The 17,657-nt window shown below is 68.0% G+C and carries 14 protein-coding genes; 8 read left to right on the forward strand and 6 right to left on the reverse strand.

Annotation, left to right across the window (positions count from 1 at the left end):
• The first annotated feature begins 1 nt into the window (after position 1).
• The gene (pdxR, locus tag KY501_RS14560) at positions 2–1,468 is read left to right on the forward strand and encodes a MocR-like pyridoxine biosynthesis transcription factor PdxR (protein ID WP_224363535.1); all 1,467 of its coding nucleotides are present in this window, start codon (positions 2–4) and stop codon (positions 1,466–1,468) included.
• Positions 1,469–1,719: 251 nt separating this feature from the next.
• Here the strand turns inward: pdxR and KY501_RS14565 are convergent, their stop codons facing one another.
• Together KY501_RS14565 and KY501_RS14570 are read right to left on the reverse strand one after the other, a co-directional pair.
• The gene (locus KY501_RS14565; protein WP_224363536.1) at positions 1,720–2,637 is read right to left on the reverse strand and encodes an aldo/keto reductase; all 918 of its coding nucleotides are present in this window, start codon (positions 2,635–2,637) and stop codon (positions 1,720–1,722) included.
• Positions 2,638–2,680: 43 nt separating this feature from the next.
• A complete protein-coding gene (locus tag KY501_RS14570) occupies positions 2,681–3,682 on the reverse strand; it encodes an LLM class flavin-dependent oxidoreductase (protein ID WP_224363537.1) in 1,002 nt (333 codons plus the stop codon).
• A 227-nt stretch (positions 3,683–3,909) separates the two neighbouring features.
• Between KY501_RS14570 and KY501_RS14575 the strand changes: the two genes are divergently transcribed.
• On the forward strand, positions 3,910–5,079 hold the full coding sequence (locus tag KY501_RS14575; protein ID WP_224363538.1) for an ATP-grasp domain-containing protein: 1,170 nt from the start codon (positions 3,910–3,912) through the stop codon (positions 5,077–5,079).
• Between the two features lie 6 nt (positions 5,080–5,085).
• Here the strand turns inward: KY501_RS14575 and KY501_RS14580 are convergent, their stop codons facing one another.
• Complete coding sequence (locus KY501_RS14580; RefSeq protein WP_224363539.1) at positions 5,086–5,859, reverse strand: alpha/beta hydrolase; 774 nt, start codon at positions 5,857–5,859, stop codon at positions 5,086–5,088.
• A gap of 161 nt (positions 5,860–6,020) precedes the next feature.
• Here KY501_RS14580 and KY501_RS14585 point away from each other — a divergent pair, with 161 nt between their 5' ends.
• Together KY501_RS14585 and KY501_RS14590 are read left to right on the forward strand one after the other, a co-directional pair.
• Positions 6,021–6,215 carry a hypothetical protein gene (locus KY501_RS14585; RefSeq protein WP_224363540.1) on the forward strand — a complete coding sequence of 65 codons (195 nt, stop codon included), beginning with the start codon at positions 6,021–6,023 and terminating at the stop codon, positions 6,213–6,215.
• A 230-nt stretch (positions 6,216–6,445) separates the two neighbouring features.
• Positions 6,446–8,404 (forward strand): PAS domain-containing sensor histidine kinase, encoded by a 1,959-nt coding sequence (locus tag KY501_RS14590; RefSeq protein WP_224363541.1) that lies wholly within the window; start codon positions 6,446–6,448, stop codon positions 8,402–8,404.
• On the opposite strand, the gene KY501_RS14595 is transcribed toward KY501_RS14590, so the two are convergent.
• A complete protein-coding gene (locus KY501_RS14595; RefSeq protein ID WP_224363542.1) occupies positions 8,349–9,644 on the reverse strand; it encodes an MFS transporter in 1,296 nt (431 codons plus the stop codon). The genes KY501_RS14590 and KY501_RS14595 overlap by 56 nt on opposite strands.
• A gap of 510 nt (positions 9,645–10,154) precedes the next feature.
• Between KY501_RS14595 and KY501_RS14600 the strand changes: the two genes are divergently transcribed.
• From KY501_RS14600 to KY501_RS14610, 3 genes are all read left to right on the forward strand, one after another.
• Positions 10,155–11,249 (forward strand): 3-oxoacyl-ACP synthase III family protein, encoded by a 1,095-nt coding sequence (locus KY501_RS14600; protein ID WP_224363543.1) that lies wholly within the window; start codon positions 10,155–10,157, stop codon positions 11,247–11,249.
• Between the two features lie 87 nt (positions 11,250–11,336).
• Entirely contained in the window at positions 11,337–11,909 is a 573-nt protein-coding gene (locus KY501_RS14605; protein ID WP_224363544.1) for a hypothetical protein, read from the forward strand.
• Positions 11,910–11,958: 49 nt separating this feature from the next.
• On the forward strand, positions 11,959–13,170 hold the full coding sequence (locus tag KY501_RS14610; RefSeq protein WP_224363545.1) for a serpin family protein: 1,212 nt from the start codon (positions 11,959–11,961) through the stop codon (positions 13,168–13,170).
• A gap of 6 nt (positions 13,171–13,176) precedes the next feature.
• On the opposite strand, the gene KY501_RS14615 is transcribed toward KY501_RS14610, so the two are convergent.
• Together KY501_RS14615 and KY501_RS14620 are read right to left on the reverse strand one after the other, a co-directional pair.
• Positions 13,177–13,677, reverse strand: a complete 501-nt coding sequence (locus KY501_RS14615) for a hypothetical protein (RefSeq protein ID WP_224363546.1) — start codon at positions 13,675–13,677, stop codon at positions 13,177–13,179.
• Positions 13,674–14,750, reverse strand: a complete 1,077-nt coding sequence (locus KY501_RS14620) for a hypothetical protein (protein WP_224363547.1) — start codon at positions 14,748–14,750, stop codon at positions 13,674–13,676. Before KY501_RS14620 ends, KY501_RS14615 begins: the two co-directional genes overlap by 4 nt.
• A 170-nt stretch (positions 14,751–14,920) precedes the next feature.
• Here KY501_RS14620 and KY501_RS14625 point away from each other — a divergent pair, with 170 nt between their 5' ends.
• Positions 14,921–17,650, forward strand: a complete 2,730-nt coding sequence (locus KY501_RS14625; RefSeq protein ID WP_224363548.1) for an ATP-binding protein — start codon at positions 14,921–14,923, stop codon at positions 17,648–17,650.
• The last annotated feature ends 7 nt before the right edge of the window (positions 17,651–17,657 follow it).

The following is a 17,657-nucleotide window of genomic DNA, read 5'->3' on the forward strand; positions in this document are numbered from 1 at the left end:
GATGGCTCGATGGGAGTTGAGCGTTCCGCTGGATGAGGCGTCTCCGACGCCGCTCTTCGTCCAGATTGCCCGGGCTCTTGCGGAGGACATCCGGCGCGGACGGCTCAAGCCCGGGGCCGCGCTTCCGGGGAGCCGCGCGCTCGCCACCACGCTGCGCGTCCACCGCAATACCGTTCTCGCGGCCTACCAGGAACTCGAGGCCCAGGGGTGGATCTTCACGGCTCCCGCGCGAGGTACCTTTGTCTCCGCTGCGCTCCCGGACGTGGAGCCCTCTCCTCTCACTGAAACCCCGCGCGCTCGGAAGCTCGATTCTGTTGGCTTTCCTCTGGAGCCTCCTCTGGAGAGCCGGGACACAGAGGAGTTCCCTCGCGGGGCGCTCGTGATGGCCTCGGGGACTCCGGATGTGCGGCTCCTTCCTGTCGAGGTGCTCGCTCGGGCCTGGCGCCGGGCGTTCAAGCTCGGAGGTCAGCGCCTCCTCGACTACGCAGGGCCGCAGGGACACCCGCGCCTGCGTGCCGCGCTGGCCCAGATGCTCGCCTCCGTGCGCGGGCTCGCGGCGACGCCGGACTCCCTGCTTGTCACCCGAGGCAGCCAGGGCGCGCTCTACCTCGCAGCCCGTACCCTCGTGCGTCCGGGAGACCGTGTCGCCGTGGAGGCCCTGGGCTATCACCCCGCGTGGCAGGCTCTCCGGTCCGTAGGCGCTCAGCTCGTTCCCATTCCTGTCGATGACGAAGGCCTCCGCGTGGACAAGCTTGAGGCTGCGGCGGCTCGGCAGGGGCTTCGGGCTGTCTACCTCACCCCGCACCATCAATACCCCACCACCGTCACGCTCTCTCCCGCGCGTCGGCTCGCGTTGCTGGCCTGGGCGCGCACCTCGGGCTGTGCCCTCATCGAGGACGACTACGATCACGAGTTCCACTACGACGGTCGGCCCGTCCTTCCGCTCGCCAGTACGGACCAGGCCAATGTCGTCATCTATGTGGGCACGCTTTCCAAGGTGCTCGCTCCGGGCCTGCGCGTCGGCTTCCTCTTCGCGCCCACGCCGTTCATCCGTCGCGCCACCTCGATTCGCGCTGTCGTGGAGCGCCAGGGAGATCTCGTCGCCGAGTACGCCCTTGCAGAGTTGCTCGAAGAGGGCGAACTCCAACGCCATGTTCGCAAGATGCGAGGCGTCTACCTTTCCCGCCGCGATGCCCTCGTTGAGGCGCTGAGCCAGGAGCTGTCCGGTGCGCTCGATTTCACCGTGCCTGCCGGAGGCATGACGCTCTGGGCTCGCTGCGCCCCGAAACTCGACGCCGCCGTCTGGGCCAGGCGTGCCCGTGATGCGGGAGTGTGGTTCTCCCACGGCGGTCAGTACACGTTCGATGGCCAGCCATTCCCCGCCCTGCGCCTCGGCTTCGCGGGTCTGAAGGAGACGGAGTTGCGCGAGGCTGTCCGGCGGATGGCACGGGCTCGGCCGCGGAGCTGAGCCTCTTCCGGGCGCGCCCTGAACCAACTGGTCCACCTGTCATACCAGTTCGACCCAACTCCGCCGCCGACGGACTGCCACCTCAGACCCGGCCCGGGGCCTCAGTCGAGCACAGCAAGGAAGACCCCTTTTGAACCGGTCTGAACCAGCTGGTCCACCTGTCATACCAGTTCGGCTCAACTCCGCCGCCAGCGGGCTCCTGCTTCAGGCTCGCCCTGGGGATGAGCTGCCGGAACGGGACGCTCCTTCCGCTACGAGAGCAGCCGGTCTACTTCGGCGAGTTCCGCAGCCGTCAGCTTCCAACCGGTAGCAGCGGCATTGCCCTTCACCTGGGCCGCCGAGGTCGCTCCAGCAATCACGGTGGCCACGGGCTTCCGCCCCAGCAGCCACGAGAAGGCCAGCTCCAGCAGCGTATGCCCTCGCGACTCCGCGAACGCGGCGAGTGCCTCTACCCTCTCGACCCGCTCCTCCGTGAGGAAGCTGGAGAAACGTCCACCGTCCGTGATGCGCGTGCCTGGAGGAAACGGCCGGCCCTTCCGGTACTTCCCCGACAGCAGACCGCTCGCTAGCGGGAAGTAGGGGATGAACGCCAGGCCCGAGCGCTCGCACTCGGGCAGCACCTCCCGCTCCGGCTCACGGTTCAGCAGGCTGTACTCGTTCTGGACGCTCACGAAGCGCGCCGCGCCCTGCTTCACCGCCGCTGCCGCCTCCCGGATCTGCTCGGCCGAGAAGTTAGAACAGCCGATCTCCCGCACCTTCCCCTCTCGCACCAGCACGTCCAGCACGCCCAGTGTGTCCGCGATGGGCACCGATGGATCCGGCCGGTGGAGCTGGTACAGATCGATCCGATCCGTCTCCAGTCGGCGCAGGCTGTCCTCCACGGCCCGCCGGACGTACGCGGGAGCCGCCCCCCTGCGCTGCTCGTCGATCTTCGACCCGAACTTCGTGGCCAGCACTACCTGCTCGCGGCGTTTCCCCAACGCACGGCCGAGGACCTCCTCACCCTTCGTTCCGCTGTAGGTGTCCGCTGTATCGAAGAAGTTGATGCCCGCCTCGAGCGCTGCATCCACGACCGCCGTCGTCGCCTGGACGTCGAGCCTCACCCCGAAGTTGTTGCACCCCAGCCCTACCACCGACACGGACAGCGAGCCGATCTGTCGTCTCTCCATGGTTCGTCCCCTTACCCCATCACCCATCGTGGCCACATGCGGCTCAGCGCAGGAAGGCCTCCGCCAGCAGTTCGTAGGAGCGCAGACGCTCCGCATGGCCGTAGGTGTTGGTCAGCACCATCACCTCATCCGCGGACGTGCGCTCCACCAGCGCATCGATCCGGCGCTTCACCGTCTCCGGAGAGCCGAAGATCTGCATCGCCCGGATGGATTCCGCCACCTCTCGCTCGAAGGGCGAGTACACATAGGCCAGCGCCTCCTCGGGGCTCGGCAGCCTCGCACGCTGGTTCGTCCGAGCCCGCACGAAGGACAGGACGATGCTCGAGGCCAGGCGCTCGGCCTCCGCATCCGTCGGAGCGCAGACGACCGACACCGTCAGGATGGAATGGGGCTTCTCCAGCACACCCGGAATGAACTGCTCCCGGTAGGCCAGCATCGGCCCATCGGGAGGCTCGGGGCTGAAGTGCGCCGCGAAGCCAAAGGGCATCCCCAGCCGGGCCGACAATTGCGCGCTGAACCCGCTCGAGCCCAGCAGCACGATGGGCGGCAGCGGCACATCCTCCGGGAGCGCCTTCACCGGGCCGAACGGGTGCCCCGGCGGGAACTGGTTCTTCCCAAAGGAGATCAACTCCACAAGCTTCTCCGGGAAGTCATCCACCTCCAGGGCCTCCCGCGTCCGCCGAAGCGCCAGCGCCGTCCGAGGATCCGTGCCCGGCGCCCGGCCAATCCCCAGATCGATGCGGCCCGGGTACAGCGCCTCCAGCATCTTGAAGGCCTCGGCCACCTTGAGTGGCGCGTGGTTGGGCAGCATCACCCCGCCGGACCCGACGCGGATGCGCGTGGTGGCCCCTGCCGCCAGCGCAATCATGATCTCCGGCGTCGTGCTCGCGATGCCGGCCAGATTGTGGTGCTCGGCGAACCAGTAGCGCGTGTACCCCAACCGATCCGCCAGGCGCACCAGTTCGAGGCTCCGGCGCAACGCCTCGTGGCTGGTCGCGCCTTCCGGGAAGGGGATGACATCCAAAATGGAGAGAGGAGGGCTCATCAATCTCCTGGATGCCCCAAGCGGACCCTCGTTTCTCCGCCCGTGGCCAGAACCTCCCCTCTGCCCGGGAGTCAACGTCTCCGCCGGGTGGGCCATACCCACCCCGTCGCTGAGCCGATAGAGGGCGTGGGGAGAGGGGCTCGGCTGGATATCTCCTTGACAAGGAAGTGGGCAGTGACCGATCCCGCGCTATCGTCGGCCGTACGGGAGCACTGGCTCCGAGCACCATGAACTTCGTCTTCATCTCCCCCCACTTTCCGCCCCAGTTCTTCCACTTCGTCACGGCGCTGCGAGAGCGTGGCGTCAACGTCCTCGCCATCGGCGACACCCCCTACGAGACCCTGCGCCACGAGCTGCGCAACGCCCTCCGCGAGTACTTCTTCGCCCCCAACCTCCACGACTACGAGGCCCTGCTGCGCGCCGCCGGCTACCTCACCTGGCGCCACGGCCGCATTGACCGCATCGAGTCGCTCAACGAGTCCTGGCTGGCCCAGGAGGCGCGGCTGCGCGAGGACTTCAACGTCTTCGGCCTGAGGCCCCCGGACATCCAGCGCCTGAGGACCAAGTCCGGCATGGCCGCCGTCTTCCGCGAGGCCGGCGTGCCGCACCCCGAGCTGGAAATCGTCCAGAGCGCCGAACAGGTGAAGGCCTTCGCCCAGCGCGTGGGCTATCCGCTGGTGCTCAAGCCCGACGTGGGCGTGGGCGCCGCCCACACCTTCAAGGTCAGCAGCGACGCCGAGGTGGAGCAAGCCATCCCCCGGCCGCCCATCAACCCCTACGTCGCCCAGTCCTTCGTCAAGGGCACCATCGTCACCTATGACGGCATCGTGGACCGCGACGGCCAGATCCTCCTCACCCTCAGCCACGAGTACAGCGATGGAGTGATGGAGGTGGTGACGGAGAAGCGGGACATCTCCTTCTGGAGCCTCAAGCAGATCCCCGAGGCGCTCGACACGCTGGGCCGCAAGGCCGTGGCCGCGCTCGGCCTGCGCGAGCGCTGGTTCCACCTGGAGTTCTTCCGTCTGCCGGACGGCGGCTTCGTCGCGCTGGAGGCCAACCTCCGTCCGCCCGGCGGCTTCATGACGGACATGATCAACTACGCCTGCGACATCGACGTGTACCGGCTCTGGGCGCGCGTCGTCACGGGCGATCCCGTCACGGACTTCCGCTACAAGCCCAAGTACCACGTGTGCCACATCGCCCGGCGCGCCGGCCGCCCCTACCTCCACGGGCACGCCGAGGTGGTGCAGCGGCTCGGGCCCACGCTGCTGCAGCACAACGCGAACCTGCCCTCCGTGTACCAGGCCGCCATGGGCACCGAGCTCTACCTCACCCGCCACGTGGACCTGGAGCGCATGCACGAGGACGTGCGCTTCATCCAGGCCCTCTCCCAGTAGCGAGGCTCAGCTCAGCAGCCAGCGCAGCGCGAACGGCAGCCGCCGCTGCCAGTCCTTCTCGTTGTGCTGGCCGCCTGGATCCAGCACCAGGATCAGCTCGTGGTCGTGGTAGCCCAGCTTCTTGAGGTGCGCGTAGAACTCGCGCGTCCCCTCGCCGTAGTGGAGATCGAACCCACCCGCGTCGATGTACTCCGTGCTGCCGGCATCCAGGTAGATGCGCGTCCACTTCTGGCTGTGCTCCCGCCACTCCTCGAAGAGCTTGCGGTGGCTCCACATCACCGTGGGCGACAGCCCGCCGATGCGGCCGAAGACCTCCGGGTACTTCCACCCCAGGTACAGCGAGATGAGCCCGCCCAGGGACGAACCCATGGCCCCCGTCCACTCGGATCCAGGCCGCGTGCGGTACACCCGGTCCACGTAGGGCTTGAGCTGCTCCACCAGGAAGCGCGCGTACAGTTGCCCGCGGCCCTCCACCCGCCCCCGCGGCTCGTCCCACGGCGAGTACTCCTGGAAGCGCCCCAGCCCCGAATCCACCGCGACGATGATCCACGGCTCCAGGCGGCCCTCGCCCACCAACGCCTCCATCGCGTGGTTGGTACACCACGTGTCGAACACCGCCGACTCTGGATGCGCGAACACGTTCTGCCCGTCTTGCATGTAGAGCACGGGGTAGCGGCGCGTGCCGTGCTCGTCGTAGCCGTCCGGGGTGTAGATGCGGAGGGTTCGGTTGAAGCCCTCCTGCGGAGAGGGAAAGTCGCGGATGATGTGGATGTGGCCCATGGAGAGCGGACGGAACCTTAGATGGCTCCGCGCCTCGGGCCCAACCCTGAAGTGCAGGGCTCTGTCAGCTATTGCTGATTTCCCGGGGCCCCAGAAACTGGAGCGGCGGCCAGCGGCTGGTAGATACAGAGGTCACGACGCCCTCCACGGGAGACGAGACGATGGAGCTCCATCCGCTGGAACTGGCAACCCTGCTCATGGTGGCCACGCTCGAGCTGCAGCAGGCCCGCAGGGGGTTGGATGGCAGCACCGAGGCGCGGCAGCGGCTGGAGGCGGCCTTCGCGCGGCACCTGGCGGCGCGGGATGTGGCCGGCGAGCTGCTGGCCATGAGGATCTCCCTGGCGCCTCGCGTCTGACGTTTCCCTGAGACTCCCAGGAGGGGTGAGCTGCCAGCGGATGGCGTGCGCTCCCATGTCCGCCCGCCCATGACGGCGGGGCGCCCCTTTCGAGCAGACAGGCTCTCGATCCAAGGATCTCGCCATCATGCCGCGCCATGCGCACATTGGCAGGCGATCCGGGAGAGACGGAGGACGACCGGTGTGATGGAGACCGGGCAGGCGGTCCTTCTGGTGGGAGAGTGGTCCTCATGAGCCCGTGCGACCCGTCGAGCGAAGGACTCGCGGACTTCCTGCAGGCACGGGTCCGGGACATCGCCTCGCGGTGGGAGGAGCGGGTGGGCCAGAGTCTCTCGAGGCCCCCGGCTCGCGGGGCGCTCCGTGACGTGCTGCCGGAGTTCATCGCGGCGGTGGGCACGGCCCTGCGGGAAGGGCCCGCGCCCAGGGACTCCACGGTGGACTCCCAGGTGGGTGCCCTCGCCGAGGCTCATGGCCGTCAGTGCTTCCACAGCGGGCTCGATATCGCCACGGTGGTGCTCGAGCACTCCCTGCTGCGAGACGTGATCCTCGACACCCTGCGGGACGGTGCCTGTTTGATGGAGACCGACGCGCTGCGGGGCCTCCTGGATGTGCTCACCCGGGCCAGCGCGGAGGCACTGCGGTGCTATGCGCTGGAGCGCGAACGGGCGCTGGGCACGGACGAGGCGCCATCCCAGTCCTGTAACGCCGAGGTACCCACTGCCAGCCTTCCCCGAGACGAGACGCGCGAGCGCCTGAGCTGCGTGCTGTCCACACTCCCCGTGATCCTCTGGTCCTTTGACACCCACGCGGTGTTCACCCTCTGCGAGGGCCAGGCGCTCGGACGGATTGGCATCACCCCGGACCAGATCATCGGCCGGTCCGCCTTCGAGCTCTTCAAGGACGAGCCTCAAGTCCTCCAGGCCGTCGAGCGCTCGTTGCGGGGCGAGGCGTTCACCGAGGAGATGGAGTTCCGAGGGGTCAGCTTCGAGGTGAGCCTCCTGCCCGAGCGGGGGCCGAACGGCGCGGTGGTCAGCGTCTCGGGGCTGGCGCTGGACATCACCGAGCGCCTGCGCGCCGAGGCGGAGCTACGCCAGTCCGAGATGCGCTACCGCCTGGCCAGCATGGCCACCAGTGACGCTGTCTGGGACTGGGACTTCAGCACCGATCAGGTGCACTGGAGCGAGATCTTCTACCGGCTCACCGGGCACGCACAGGACGAGGTGGATACAGCCCTCGAGTGGTGGGCCGAGCGCGTGCACCCCGATGACCGTGAGCGGGTAGTAAGCGGCCTGCACGCCGCCGTGGCCAACGGGAGCACCCACTGGGTGGACGAGTACCGCTTCCGGCGCGGGGACGGCTCATACATGTGTGTCAGCGACCGGGGCTACGTGGTGAGGGACTCACAGGGCCGCGCCGTGCGGATGGTGGGCGCCTTCCAGGACATCACCGAGCGCCGGGTGGCCGAGCAGGAGGCGCAGCGGCGGGCCGACTTCGAGCAGCACCTCATCGGCATCGTCAGCCATGACCTGCGCAACCCGCTCAACGCCATCTCCATGGCCGCGAAGCTGTTGCTCAAGCAGGAGGGATTGGGCGAGCCGCAGCGCCGCTCCCTCCACCGCATCGTCAGCAGCGCCGAGCGCGCCACCCGGATGCTGCGGGACTTGCTGGACTTCACCCAGGCCCGGCTCAGCGGCGCGCTCCCCGTGGATCCCCGGCCGTTGGATCTGCACGAGCTCACCCGCCAGGTGACGGAGGAGGTGCAGCTCACGCACCCGGACCGGCGGCTCGTCGTGGAGCGCAGCGGGGATGGACGCGGAGAGTGGGACGCGGACCGGTTGGCCCAGCTCATCACCAACCTGGTGAACAACGCGCTCACCTATGGAGACGAGCACTGCGCCGTGCGGGTGCGCACGCACGGGTGGGCGGACACCGTGGTGCTCTCCGTGCACAACATGGGGCGGCCCATCCCTCGCGAGCTGATGGGGCAGCTCTTCCAGCCGCTCAAGCGAGGCGAGGGCAAGGGCGGGCGGGGCAGTCACTCCATCGGCCTGGGGCTCTTCATCGTCAAGCACATCACCGATGCCCACGGGGGCCGCATCCGCGTGGACTCCAGCCCGGAGAACGGGACGACGTTCACGGTGAGCCTGCCCCGGCATCCTCCCCAGGCGCGGGCTCCGGCGCGCTCGTGAGCGGCGGCGATGAGCGGGTGGCGGCGCGCAGCAGCGGACGAGACAGCAGCGCCGCGAGGACCACCATCGCCAGGGGCACCACCCCCGACATCATCAGCGCCACGCGAGCGCTGGAGTGCTCGAGGAGCACGGCCGTGAGCGCGCTGCCCGCGCCGATGCCCAGCGACCAGCAGGCGCCGTATACCGAGAAGCCCTCGGCCTGACGATTCGCCGGGAGCGCCTGCTGGAGCAGGTACGTGAGCAGGCCCGACAGCGGCGCCAGGGGGAAGCCCGCGGCGGCCAGGGCCAGCGCGGTACCCGTCACCCCCTCCACGAATCCGAGCGGCAGCAGGAACCCGCTCCAGATGGTGAGCAGCACCAGCGCGCGCACCAGGGCCTGCCGCGCCGAGCCCGGCCGCGCGAGTCCCGCGTTGAGCAGCCCGCCGATGGCGCTGGTGACGGACAGCAGCGCCGCCAGGGGACCCCACAGCTCCGCGCGCGAGCCCAGTTGCACCAGCCGCGGAGGCAGCCCCGAATCCACCATGCCCCAGCTCACCCCGGTGACGATGACTCCCACGAACACGATGAGCGGCAGTCCGCGAAGGAAGGGGGCCAGGTCCAGGCCTGTCCCCGGCGCGCTCGAACTGGGAAGCGGCTCGCGAGGAGGCATGAGCAGGTTGGCGCCAATGGCTCCCAGGGCACACACGGCGATCAATGCCAGGTTGAGGCTCGAGTGCGCGAGCGCCACCAGCCCCACCAGCGGCGGGCCGGTGATCCACGTCACCTCGATGAGCACCGCGTCGATGGCGAAGGCGGGCGCCAGCAGCCCGGCAGGCAGGAAGGAGGGCAGCAGCGCGCGATAGGCCCCGCCGGCGCCGGCCGGGATGACTCCCAGCAGCAGTGACAGCACCAGCAGCACGGGCAGCGGCGCATGAATTGCGCTGGCGATCGAGACCGCCACACAGAGCCCTGCCAGCGCCAGCAGCGAGGGGCGCAGGGAGTCCGGCAGGCGACTGCGATCCATCGCCCTACCTCGGAAGGGGGCCGCCAGGGCCGCCCCGGCGGAGTAGATGCTCGTCATCCACGCACCGGCCGCGAAAGAGCCCAGGGCGGCCTGCCCCGCGAGCAGCAGCGCGAAAGGCATCATCGTCGCGCAGAGCCTCACGGCGGTCGCCGCCAGCACCCACCGGCGCCAGGTCGGCATCCTCCAGAGATCACGCTGGGACTGGAATCCACCCTGCGGAGGGGTCGCTTCAGACACCCCACACCTCCCGGCTCACGGTCTTCAGTAGCATGGCTCCTTTTACCTACCTCTGTAATTTCCCGGAGGCCGAGAATGAAAACGTTAAAGAGGGTCTTCTGAGACTCACAGCGAAAAACCGTTGAGTGCCAATGAGCCTCCAAAGGGGGTCATTTGGACTCCATTGGACGGCTTTTTTAGGGCTCTTTTGACCCATGGGTGTCATGAGGGACTCAATTGCTCGAAGGGCCACGGTGGGCACAGCGCCTCCATGCCCGCCAGGGTACTTCGGGTGATGGATTTTCCCGGGATGGATTCGCGTGTGAATTCCGGCCCTTCGCGTGCGGAGTTTCTCGAAGAGGCACTCAGATTTCTTTGAATTCAAGAATTGCAGCTTAAGGCGGTAATTCGAGGGTGAGGACCTGGTGGGTTGTGGGACCCGGCATGTCTCGATGAATCACCGCCGTGGCATGAGCCCTGCTCATTCGGATGAGCAGCTGGGAAGACCCTTCAACTTCGCGAGAAATGCTCATGCCCACGGTCCGCTTCGCAGGTGCTGGTGCCTACGTCCCGTCGAGAGTCATCACCAATGAACGCATCGCCAAGGCGTTCCCGGGTTGGTCGGCCGAGCGGATCCTGGAGAAGACGGGCATCGTCGAGCGGCGCTACCTCTGGGAGATGGATGAGAAGGGCACGGCGATTCCTCCTCCGGAGAATGATTTGCCCATCTACCCGGCCTCGAACACAGACATGTGTGAGATTGCCCTGCGCAAGGCGCTGGGGCAGTCCGGGGTGAACCCGAGCGAGCTGGACGCCATCTTCCTCGTCACGTGCACGCCGGACGAGCTGAACTTCAACCACGATGCAATGCAGCTGCACCGGCGCCTGGGTTGCCGCACGGACACCTTCGCGCTGGTGGTGGATGATGGGTGCGGAGGCACCCCATACATCATCGATATGGCGGCGAAGATGATGGAGGGCGGCCGCTTCAAGACGGTGGCGGTGGTGGCGTCCACGCTGACCTCCCCTCATATGAACCGTGAAGTCTACACGGACGAGATCCTCCCCGAGCCGGGTCACAAGCCACTCAATGCCTTCCTCTCCGCGTATGTCTTTGGAGATGGAGCGGGCGCGGTCATCCTGCGCGCGGACGGCGAGGAGGGCACGGGCATCCTGTCCACGCTGTCCGGCAACACGCACGAGGAGCTGGTCATCCGCCGCGGCGGTGGAGGCATGAAGCTGCCGTACCAGGGCCGGGTGCGTCCGGGCGACATGGCCTTCGTGGTGAATGGGCAGAAGGTGGCCGAGAGCTACCCGCTCTACATGAGCCAGTGCATCAACGGGGTGCTGGAGAAGCACCCCAAGCTGCGCTCCGAGGTGAAGCGCTACTACTTCCACCAGCCCAACCGGCGGTTGATGGAGTTCTTCATGCAGAAGGCGGGCCTGCCGGCCGAGCGCGTGGCGATGAACGTGCACCGCTACGGCAACACCTCCGCGGCGGGCATGCTCATCCTGCTGGCCGAGGACATCGAGTCCGGCCAGGTGCGCCTGGGCAGTGGAGATCTGGTGCTCGTGGCGGCTGTGGGAGCCAGCGTGCACTACGGCGCTCAGCTCGTGCGGTTGTAGTCGTGTGAAGTGAAGTGGGGGGCGGCTCGTGGCCGCCTCCGTGTGGTTCCCCGTCCTCGTTGGTCCCCGTCATCCAGGAGTTGACTCATGCCACGCATCCCCGTCTGCGTCGTGTCACTCGTGTTGTCTCTCTCTGGCCCCGCGCTGGCGGGAGAGGTGGTGTACCAGTTCCAGACCGAGGAGGACCCCAAGGCCGCGGCGAACCCGGGCGCGTGCCAGGGCGCGCCCTTCCAGTCGAACGTGGCGCTGTCGGGGATCATCTCCGTGCCGGAGAGGGGGCTGGCGGAGGGGCGGGTGGAACTGGGAGCGGCGAGGCACGCGGGGGCCGCGCTGGCGTGCCTGCGCATCACGGATCGCACGTTCGCCGAGGGCTCGCAGGCAGACATCTACGCGAGCTTCGAGCTGCCCGAGGGGCACTTCACGGCGGTGGGCCACTGCACGGCGGTGAGCAACGCGGTGCCCCGCGCGGGCGTGGTGCTGGCGAGCTGCGCGCTGAAGCTGACGGAGTTCCCGGCGGGCTACGCGGGAGGCTCCGCGACGAGCGCGAGCGTCTTCAACCCGCTCCACCTGCCGGGCTATAGCACCGGCTCGTTGTGGACGCTGCGGGTGTTCGAGTCGATGCCCGCGGTCGCGGCGAGGGCCCACGGTGAAGCGCCGTAGCCTGTGGAAGACAGATGGGGCAAGTTGGAGGAACTGATCAGGAGCGTGCATGGAATCCTCGAAGTCCACTGAAGCCGCCACCCCTGTCGAGCCGCCCGAGCCCGAGGTGCTGGGTCGGCTGGCCGCGAGCAGCAATGCCTTCGCGGTGGACCTCTGGAACCAGCTTCGCCTGCGTGAGGGCAACCTGACCGTCTCTCCCGCGAGCATCTCCCTGGCATTGGCGATGGCCTGGGGCGGCGCTCGGGGCGAGACGGCCGCCGAGATGAAGCAGGTCCTCCACTTCGAGGGCTCGGCCGATGAGGTGATGGCGTCGGCGGGGCAGCTGCTCCGGTCCTGGAACACGTCCGATGGCTTCGCGATGCTGCGAGTGGCCAACCGCCTCTTTGGCGAGCGGAGTTACGCGTTCGAGCAGCCGTATCTGGAGCAGACCCGGGCGGCGTTCGGCGCTCCCCTGGAGCCGATGGACTTCGGGGCCGGTGTCGAGACCTCGCGCCAGCACATCAATGACTGGGTAGCCCGGCAGACCCAGGAGCGCATCAAGGGGCTGCTCCCGCCGGGAAGCTTGAAGCCCGGGCTGACGCGGCTCGTGCTCGTCAACGCCATCTACTTCAAGGCGCTCTGGGCCTATCCGTTCCAGGGGAGCAACACGCGGCCCGGACGCTTCTTCGCCACGCGGACCCGGATCCAGGAAGTGCCCCTGATGCAGCGCATGGGGAACTACCGCTTCGCCGAGCTGGACGGCGTCAAGGTGCTGGAGGTGCTCTACAACGGCGAGGACGCGTCGATGATCCTCGTGCTCCCGGATGAGATCGACGGGCTGGCGGCCGTCGAGCAGCGGCTCACGAGCGCGCGGTTCTCCAGTTGGATCGACGCCCTGTCGCGCGAGCGGGTCGATGTCGTCCTTCCTCGCTTCGAGATCAGTCCCGAGGGAGGCATGGAGCTGGGCGAAATCTTGAGCGGGATGGGGATGCAGAAGGCGTTCGATCCGGGGCGGGCGGACTTCACGGGCATGGCCAACCCGCGCAACCCCGAGGAGCGCCTGCACATCAGCGACGTGTTCCACAAAGCCTTCATCAAGCTCGACGAAGAGGGCACCGAGGCGGCCGCTGCCACCGCGGTCGTGATGGCCGCGCGGTCCGCACTGAGGCCGAACGCGCCCAAGGAGTTCCGGGCGGATCACCCGTTCCTGTTCTTCCTGCGAGACACCCGCTCCGGGATGGTCCTCTTCATGGGCCGCGTCGCGGATCCAGCGAGCAAGTAGCGGGACTCAGCCGGGGGGCAGGGAGGCTCGGCGCCAGCGCTCCACCTGGGCCACGTGCTCCAGGTCTCGGGGCCGGGCTCGCTCCCGCTTGAGCGTGAGGAGAGTGTCCAGGTCCATCACGGGCAGCTCCTGGAGGACCGTGGCCTGGGAGATGAGCGCGTCGAGCGAGAGGTCGTCGTGCTCGTAGGTGCCGTCCATCACCAGAGCGCCCTTCCTGGCCCGGACGTAGTACTTGCCGCGCAGGTGCTCGGGGTTCAGCGGGGGCGACACTGGCTCGTTCCAGACCGTGAGCGCCCAGCCTTCCCGCTCCAGCGTGGCGGCCCAGCGCTGGAGGTTGTCCGGCGTGGGGAGCAGGAACAGATCGCAGTCTGGGACGGGCTCGCCATCCAGGGCGTCCATGTACAGCCGCAGGGCGAACGAACCACAGAGGGCGAAGGCTACGCCCTGCTCCCTCAATCGGTGCAGCACCTCCAGATAGGCGCGGTGCTCGGCCGGCAGGGAACTCATGCGGTTCGCAGGAGGACCTCTCGCTCCGGATCCCAATCCGCGCAGAGGTTGCCGTTGGCGTGGAAGACGAACTTGTGGATGACGCCCGAGCGGTGCCGCGCCTTCATCTCCTGGTAGTCCGACGCCTCGAACGTCACACGGCAGCGGCCTCGCCAGCGCATGAGCACGTTCCAGTAGTAGTAGCCCTGGGTGAGCTCCACGGGCTCGAAGTCGGAGTTCCCGCGCAGGGCCTCTGGCAGCAGTGGGCCGAGCAGGGACTCGATGGCCACGCGATCGCGCTCGATGGTGCGCTGGGTGCCGTTGGGACGATAGAGCCCGTGCAGGCGCGAGAACTCCCGGAACACCACATCCGTCACACCCAGCTTCTCCACGGCCCACGTCAGGTATGTCTCCACGTCCCCAGGCGTCGCCACTCCCGTGCGCTGGACGATGCACACCAGCCGGACCGGCACGTGCTCGCGTGACGCTCGCACCGTCTCCTCGAAGACCTCTTGTCGCGCGATGGGCTGTCCGGCTCGGAAGCGCATGATGCCGTCGTTGCGTGCGGCCTCATGGTGGTGACGGGAGAGCTCCACCCGCGTCAACCCGTAGCGCGCCAGGCGTGGCAGCAGCACCGCGCCCGAGGTCTCCCGGGTCAGCCCCGCCGCGTTCGAGTAGAGGACCTTTTCTTCCACGAGTCCCTCGGGGTGGCGCTCGTGGTCCTGGAGCACGTCGACCACACCGAGCAGCCACTCGGCCACATCCGTGGCCTCCAGCCCAGAGAGCGAGATGCCCAGCGGGAGTCCGCGGAGCTCAACCAGGGCCCGCGCGAGTCCCTCGTGGTAGCCCGGCCCCGGACGGAGCGAGGCAGAGAGCCGTTGGGAGTCCCGAGGCCACAGCGTCTCCGAGCAGAACACGCAGCGCGCCGAGCACGGCTGCGCCGATGCGAACGGGGTGAACGTGACGGGGAGCGCCACGGACCACTGGCGTCCTCCCAGCATGTGCTCGCGGAGCAGCTCGGGAGGCGGCACCTTCCGGCGCACGGGGAGATCATCGAGGTTCAACAGAGGAGCTGCGAGCGCTGGAGCGAGCATGGAGACTCGACCATTCTAGCGCGCCTGTGTGGTTGCTCGCAGGCAGCCCGGCCACGGCCTCCAGGGCAATCCCCTGGCTGGCTGTCTCCTGTCCCTGCTGACCGGGGAGCGATGGCTGAAGGCCGGGACGCTGGGTGCTGTTGAGACGGTATCGCCTGATCCGGATGGCCATGCCTCGACTGCGTTTCCACGCCAGACTGCTGCTCGCCTTTGGGGCTGTCCTCCTGCCCATCCTGGGTCTGCTGAGCGCGGATTTCTTCTCGGGCCTGCGCAGGACCCAGGAGACCATCCTGGAGGCGCAGGGAATGACGGCCCAGGCCGTCGCCGTGCAGATCACCGAATCCTTCGAGTCCGCCATCGAGTTCGGCCGGGCCGTGGCGCATGATCCGCTGGTGCACGGTATGGATCCGCACCAACTGGATCCGCACCTCCAGGACTTGGTCCGGAAGAGCCCTCTCTATGATGCCATCGGTGTCTACGACGCCAGCGGCGTCAACCAGGGGTGGGGTGAACCGGACACTCCCGCCGAGCCTCGGCTCCACATCGGTGATCGCCCGTACTTCCAGAGAGTGATGGCCACCGGGGCTCCAGTCATCTCCCAGGTGATCGAGCTGCGCCGCCCCAAGCGCATGGCCGTCATCGTCTCCGTCCCCATCCCGGGCGATGGAGACAAGCCGCCCATAGGCGTCGTCAACGTGGTGATGCAGACGGATCTGCTGGAGCAGCGTTACCTGAACGCCCGCCTCCAGTCGGGCCAGGAACTCCTGCTGGTGGATCCGGCTGGCCGGTTGGCCTTTCTCACCGGGCACCCTGAGCTGGAGTTCTCCCAGAGCAACGCCTTCTTCACCTTCGCGCCCCTCTATCTCGCGCTGTCGGGCACGCCGGTGAAGCTGGACTCCTTCACCCATCCGTTGAGCCATCAAGCCTCCCTGGGAGCGTTCGTCCCGACGCCCCGACATGGCTGGGCAGTCGGGGTGACGGCGCCTCGGGATGTGGCGCTGGCTCCGCTCTATTCGTGGCTGCGCGCGAAGTTGGTGGGCTTCGTCGGCATCCTGCTCCTGAGTGCTCTCCTGTCGGCCATCCTCGCGCGCTTCTATGCGCGCCCCGTGCGGCGGCTCCAACGCGTCGCCCGGGCACTGGGGCAGGGGGAGATGGCGCAGCCGGTGTCCATCCAGACGGGGGACGAACTGGAGGTGCTCGGAGTTGCCTTCAACGAGATGGCGGCGCAGGTGGCACAGCGCCAGGCGGAGGTGGACTCGCTGCGCGCCCAGGCCGAGCAGCATGCCAGCCAGCTCGATGCCATTATCGCCAGCGTTCCGGACGCCATCCTCCTGGCCAGCCCGGATGGGCGGCTCGTCGATGCCAACCCGGCCGGACGCCAGTTGCTCGGGTTCCAGGATCGCTCCGAATTGGGGCAGCCGCTCTTCGAATACCTCCAGCGCTACGCGCTGCGGCACGGTGACGGCCGCCCCATGACCCTGGCCGAGCTGCCCTTCCAGCGCACCCTGGCCGGGGAGACCTTCACCGACGTGGAGATGCGCCTGCGCACCCTGGATGGGAAGGAGCGGCTGGTCAGCGTCAATGGCTCGCCCGTGCGCAGTTCCTCCGGGCAGATCATCCTCGGAGAGACGGTCCTCCATGACATCACCGATCGGAAGCAGGTCGAGGCGGAGCGGGCCCGATTGCTCGATCGGGAGCTGGCCATGTCCCGGATCAGCCAGGCACTGGTCCGTGAGGTGGAGCTCGAGCGGATCGCCCATGTGGCCATCGAGCAGAGCCTCCAGGCGCTGGGAGCCGACGCCATCGGCCTGTGGCTGGCGAAGCCGGAGCACTCGCAGCTCCTGATGATCTCCTCGCATGGGCTGACGGCGCGGGTCCGCGAGGTGCTCCAGCACGTGCCTTTCGATGCGCCGCTGCTCACGGCCCAGGCGGCCCGGCGCGAGACGATCCAGGTCATCGAGAGTGTGCAGTCCGACGAGGTGCCCTCGCTCTCTCGGAAGATCGCGATGGAGGAGGGGTTCCGGGGCATGGTGGCCATTCCCCTGCACTCCCGAGGAAACCTGGTGGGGGTAATGACGTGCTTCACGGACAGCCCGCGTCACTTCACGGCTCGAGAGCTGGAGTTCCATACGATGGTGGGCCAGCTCTTCGCCATGGCCATCGAGAAGGCACGCCTGTTCCAGGAGGTGCGCGAGGCGTTGCGGCTGCGGGAGGAGTTCATGTCAGCCGCGGCACATGAGTTGCGCACGCCGGTGACCACCATCCAGACCTGGGCGGAGATCCTCACCCGCATGGAGGTGAACTCGGCGCGGCAACAGAAGGGGCTCATGGCCATCTCGCGGAACACGCGTCGGCTGGCGCAACTGGTGGAGCACCTGTTTGCCGCGGTGTGGATGGCACCGGGGCTGCCGAAGATGGAGCGCGGCCGGTTCGATTTGGGTGCCGTAGTGGGGGAGAAGGTCAAGAGCGTCTCTCGGACCACGGAGCATCCGATCCACGTGGACGGCGCGGACTCGGTCATTGTCGATGGCGATCGCGAGCGCATGGGAGATGTGGTGGCGCACCTGTTGGAGAACGCCATCCGGTACTCGCCGCCCGGCGGGAGGATCGAGGTGGAGTTGCAGAGTGATGACCGCGAGGCCGTGGTCTCCGTGCGAGACCAGGGTCCTGGGATTCCACCCGAGCGGCAGCCCCACGTCTTCGAGCCGCTCTACGAGCCCCTGCCTCCCGGCGCCACGGGTTACACCGGAGTGGTGGGGCTGGGGCTGCACCTGAGCTGGCAGATCGTCGAGGCGCATGGCGGGCGCATCTGGCTGGAGAGCCAGCCTGGTGAGGGCACCACGTTCTGCTTCAGCGTCCCCATGGGCGAGTCGGACTCGTTGCAGTGCGCCAACGCTTGAGGTGCCG

Source organism: Hyalangium versicolor (assembly GCF_020103695.1).
GTDB lineage: Bacteria > Myxococcota > Myxococcia > Myxococcales > Myxococcaceae > Hyalangium > Hyalangium versicolor.

Excerpts from the sequence above, each read along its gene's own strand:
- KY501_RS14565 (WP_224363536.1), bottom strand. The coding sequence starts at position 2,637 with ATGGAGAGACGACAGATCGGCTCGCTGTCCGTGTCGGTGGTAGGGCTG.
- KY501_RS14600 (WP_224363543.1), top strand. The coding sequence starts at position 10,155 with ATGCCCACGGTCCGCTTCGCAGGTGCTGGTGCCTACGTCCCGTCGAGA.
- KY501_RS14615 (WP_224363546.1), bottom strand. The coding sequence starts at position 13,677 with ATGAGTTCCCTGCCGGCCGAGCACCGCGCCTATCTGGAGGTGCTGCAC.
- KY501_RS14625 (WP_224363548.1), top strand. The coding sequence starts at position 14,921 with ATGCCTCGACTGCGTTTCCACGCCAGACTGCTGCTCGCCTTTGGGGCT.
- pdxR (WP_224363535.1), top strand. The coding sequence starts at position 2 with ATGGCTCGATGGGAGTTGAGCGTTCCGCTGGATGAGGCGTCTCCGACG.
- KY501_RS14585 (WP_224363540.1), top strand. The coding sequence starts at position 6,021 with ATGGAGCTCCATCCGCTGGAACTGGCAACCCTGCTCATGGTGGCCACG.
- KY501_RS14580 (WP_224363539.1), bottom strand. The coding sequence starts at position 5,859 with ATGGGCCACATCCACATCATCCGCGACTTTCCCTCTCCGCAGGAGGGC.
- KY501_RS14570 (WP_224363537.1), bottom strand. The coding sequence starts at position 3,682 with ATGAGCCCTCCTCTCTCCATTTTGGATGTCATCCCCTTCCCGGAAGGC.
- KY501_RS14605 (WP_224363544.1), top strand. The coding sequence starts at position 11,337 with ATGCCACGCATCCCCGTCTGCGTCGTGTCACTCGTGTTGTCTCTCTCT.
- KY501_RS14575 (WP_224363538.1), top strand. The coding sequence starts at position 3,910 with ATGAACTTCGTCTTCATCTCCCCCCACTTTCCGCCCCAGTTCTTCCAC.
- KY501_RS14590 (WP_224363541.1), top strand. The coding sequence starts at position 6,446 with ATGAGCCCGTGCGACCCGTCGAGCGAAGGACTCGCGGACTTCCTGCAG.
- KY501_RS14620 (WP_224363547.1), bottom strand. The coding sequence starts at position 14,750 with ATGCTCGCTCCAGCGCTCGCAGCTCCTCTGTTGAACCTCGATGATCTC.
- KY501_RS14610 (WP_224363545.1), top strand. The coding sequence starts at position 11,959 with ATGGAATCCTCGAAGTCCACTGAAGCCGCCACCCCTGTCGAGCCGCCC.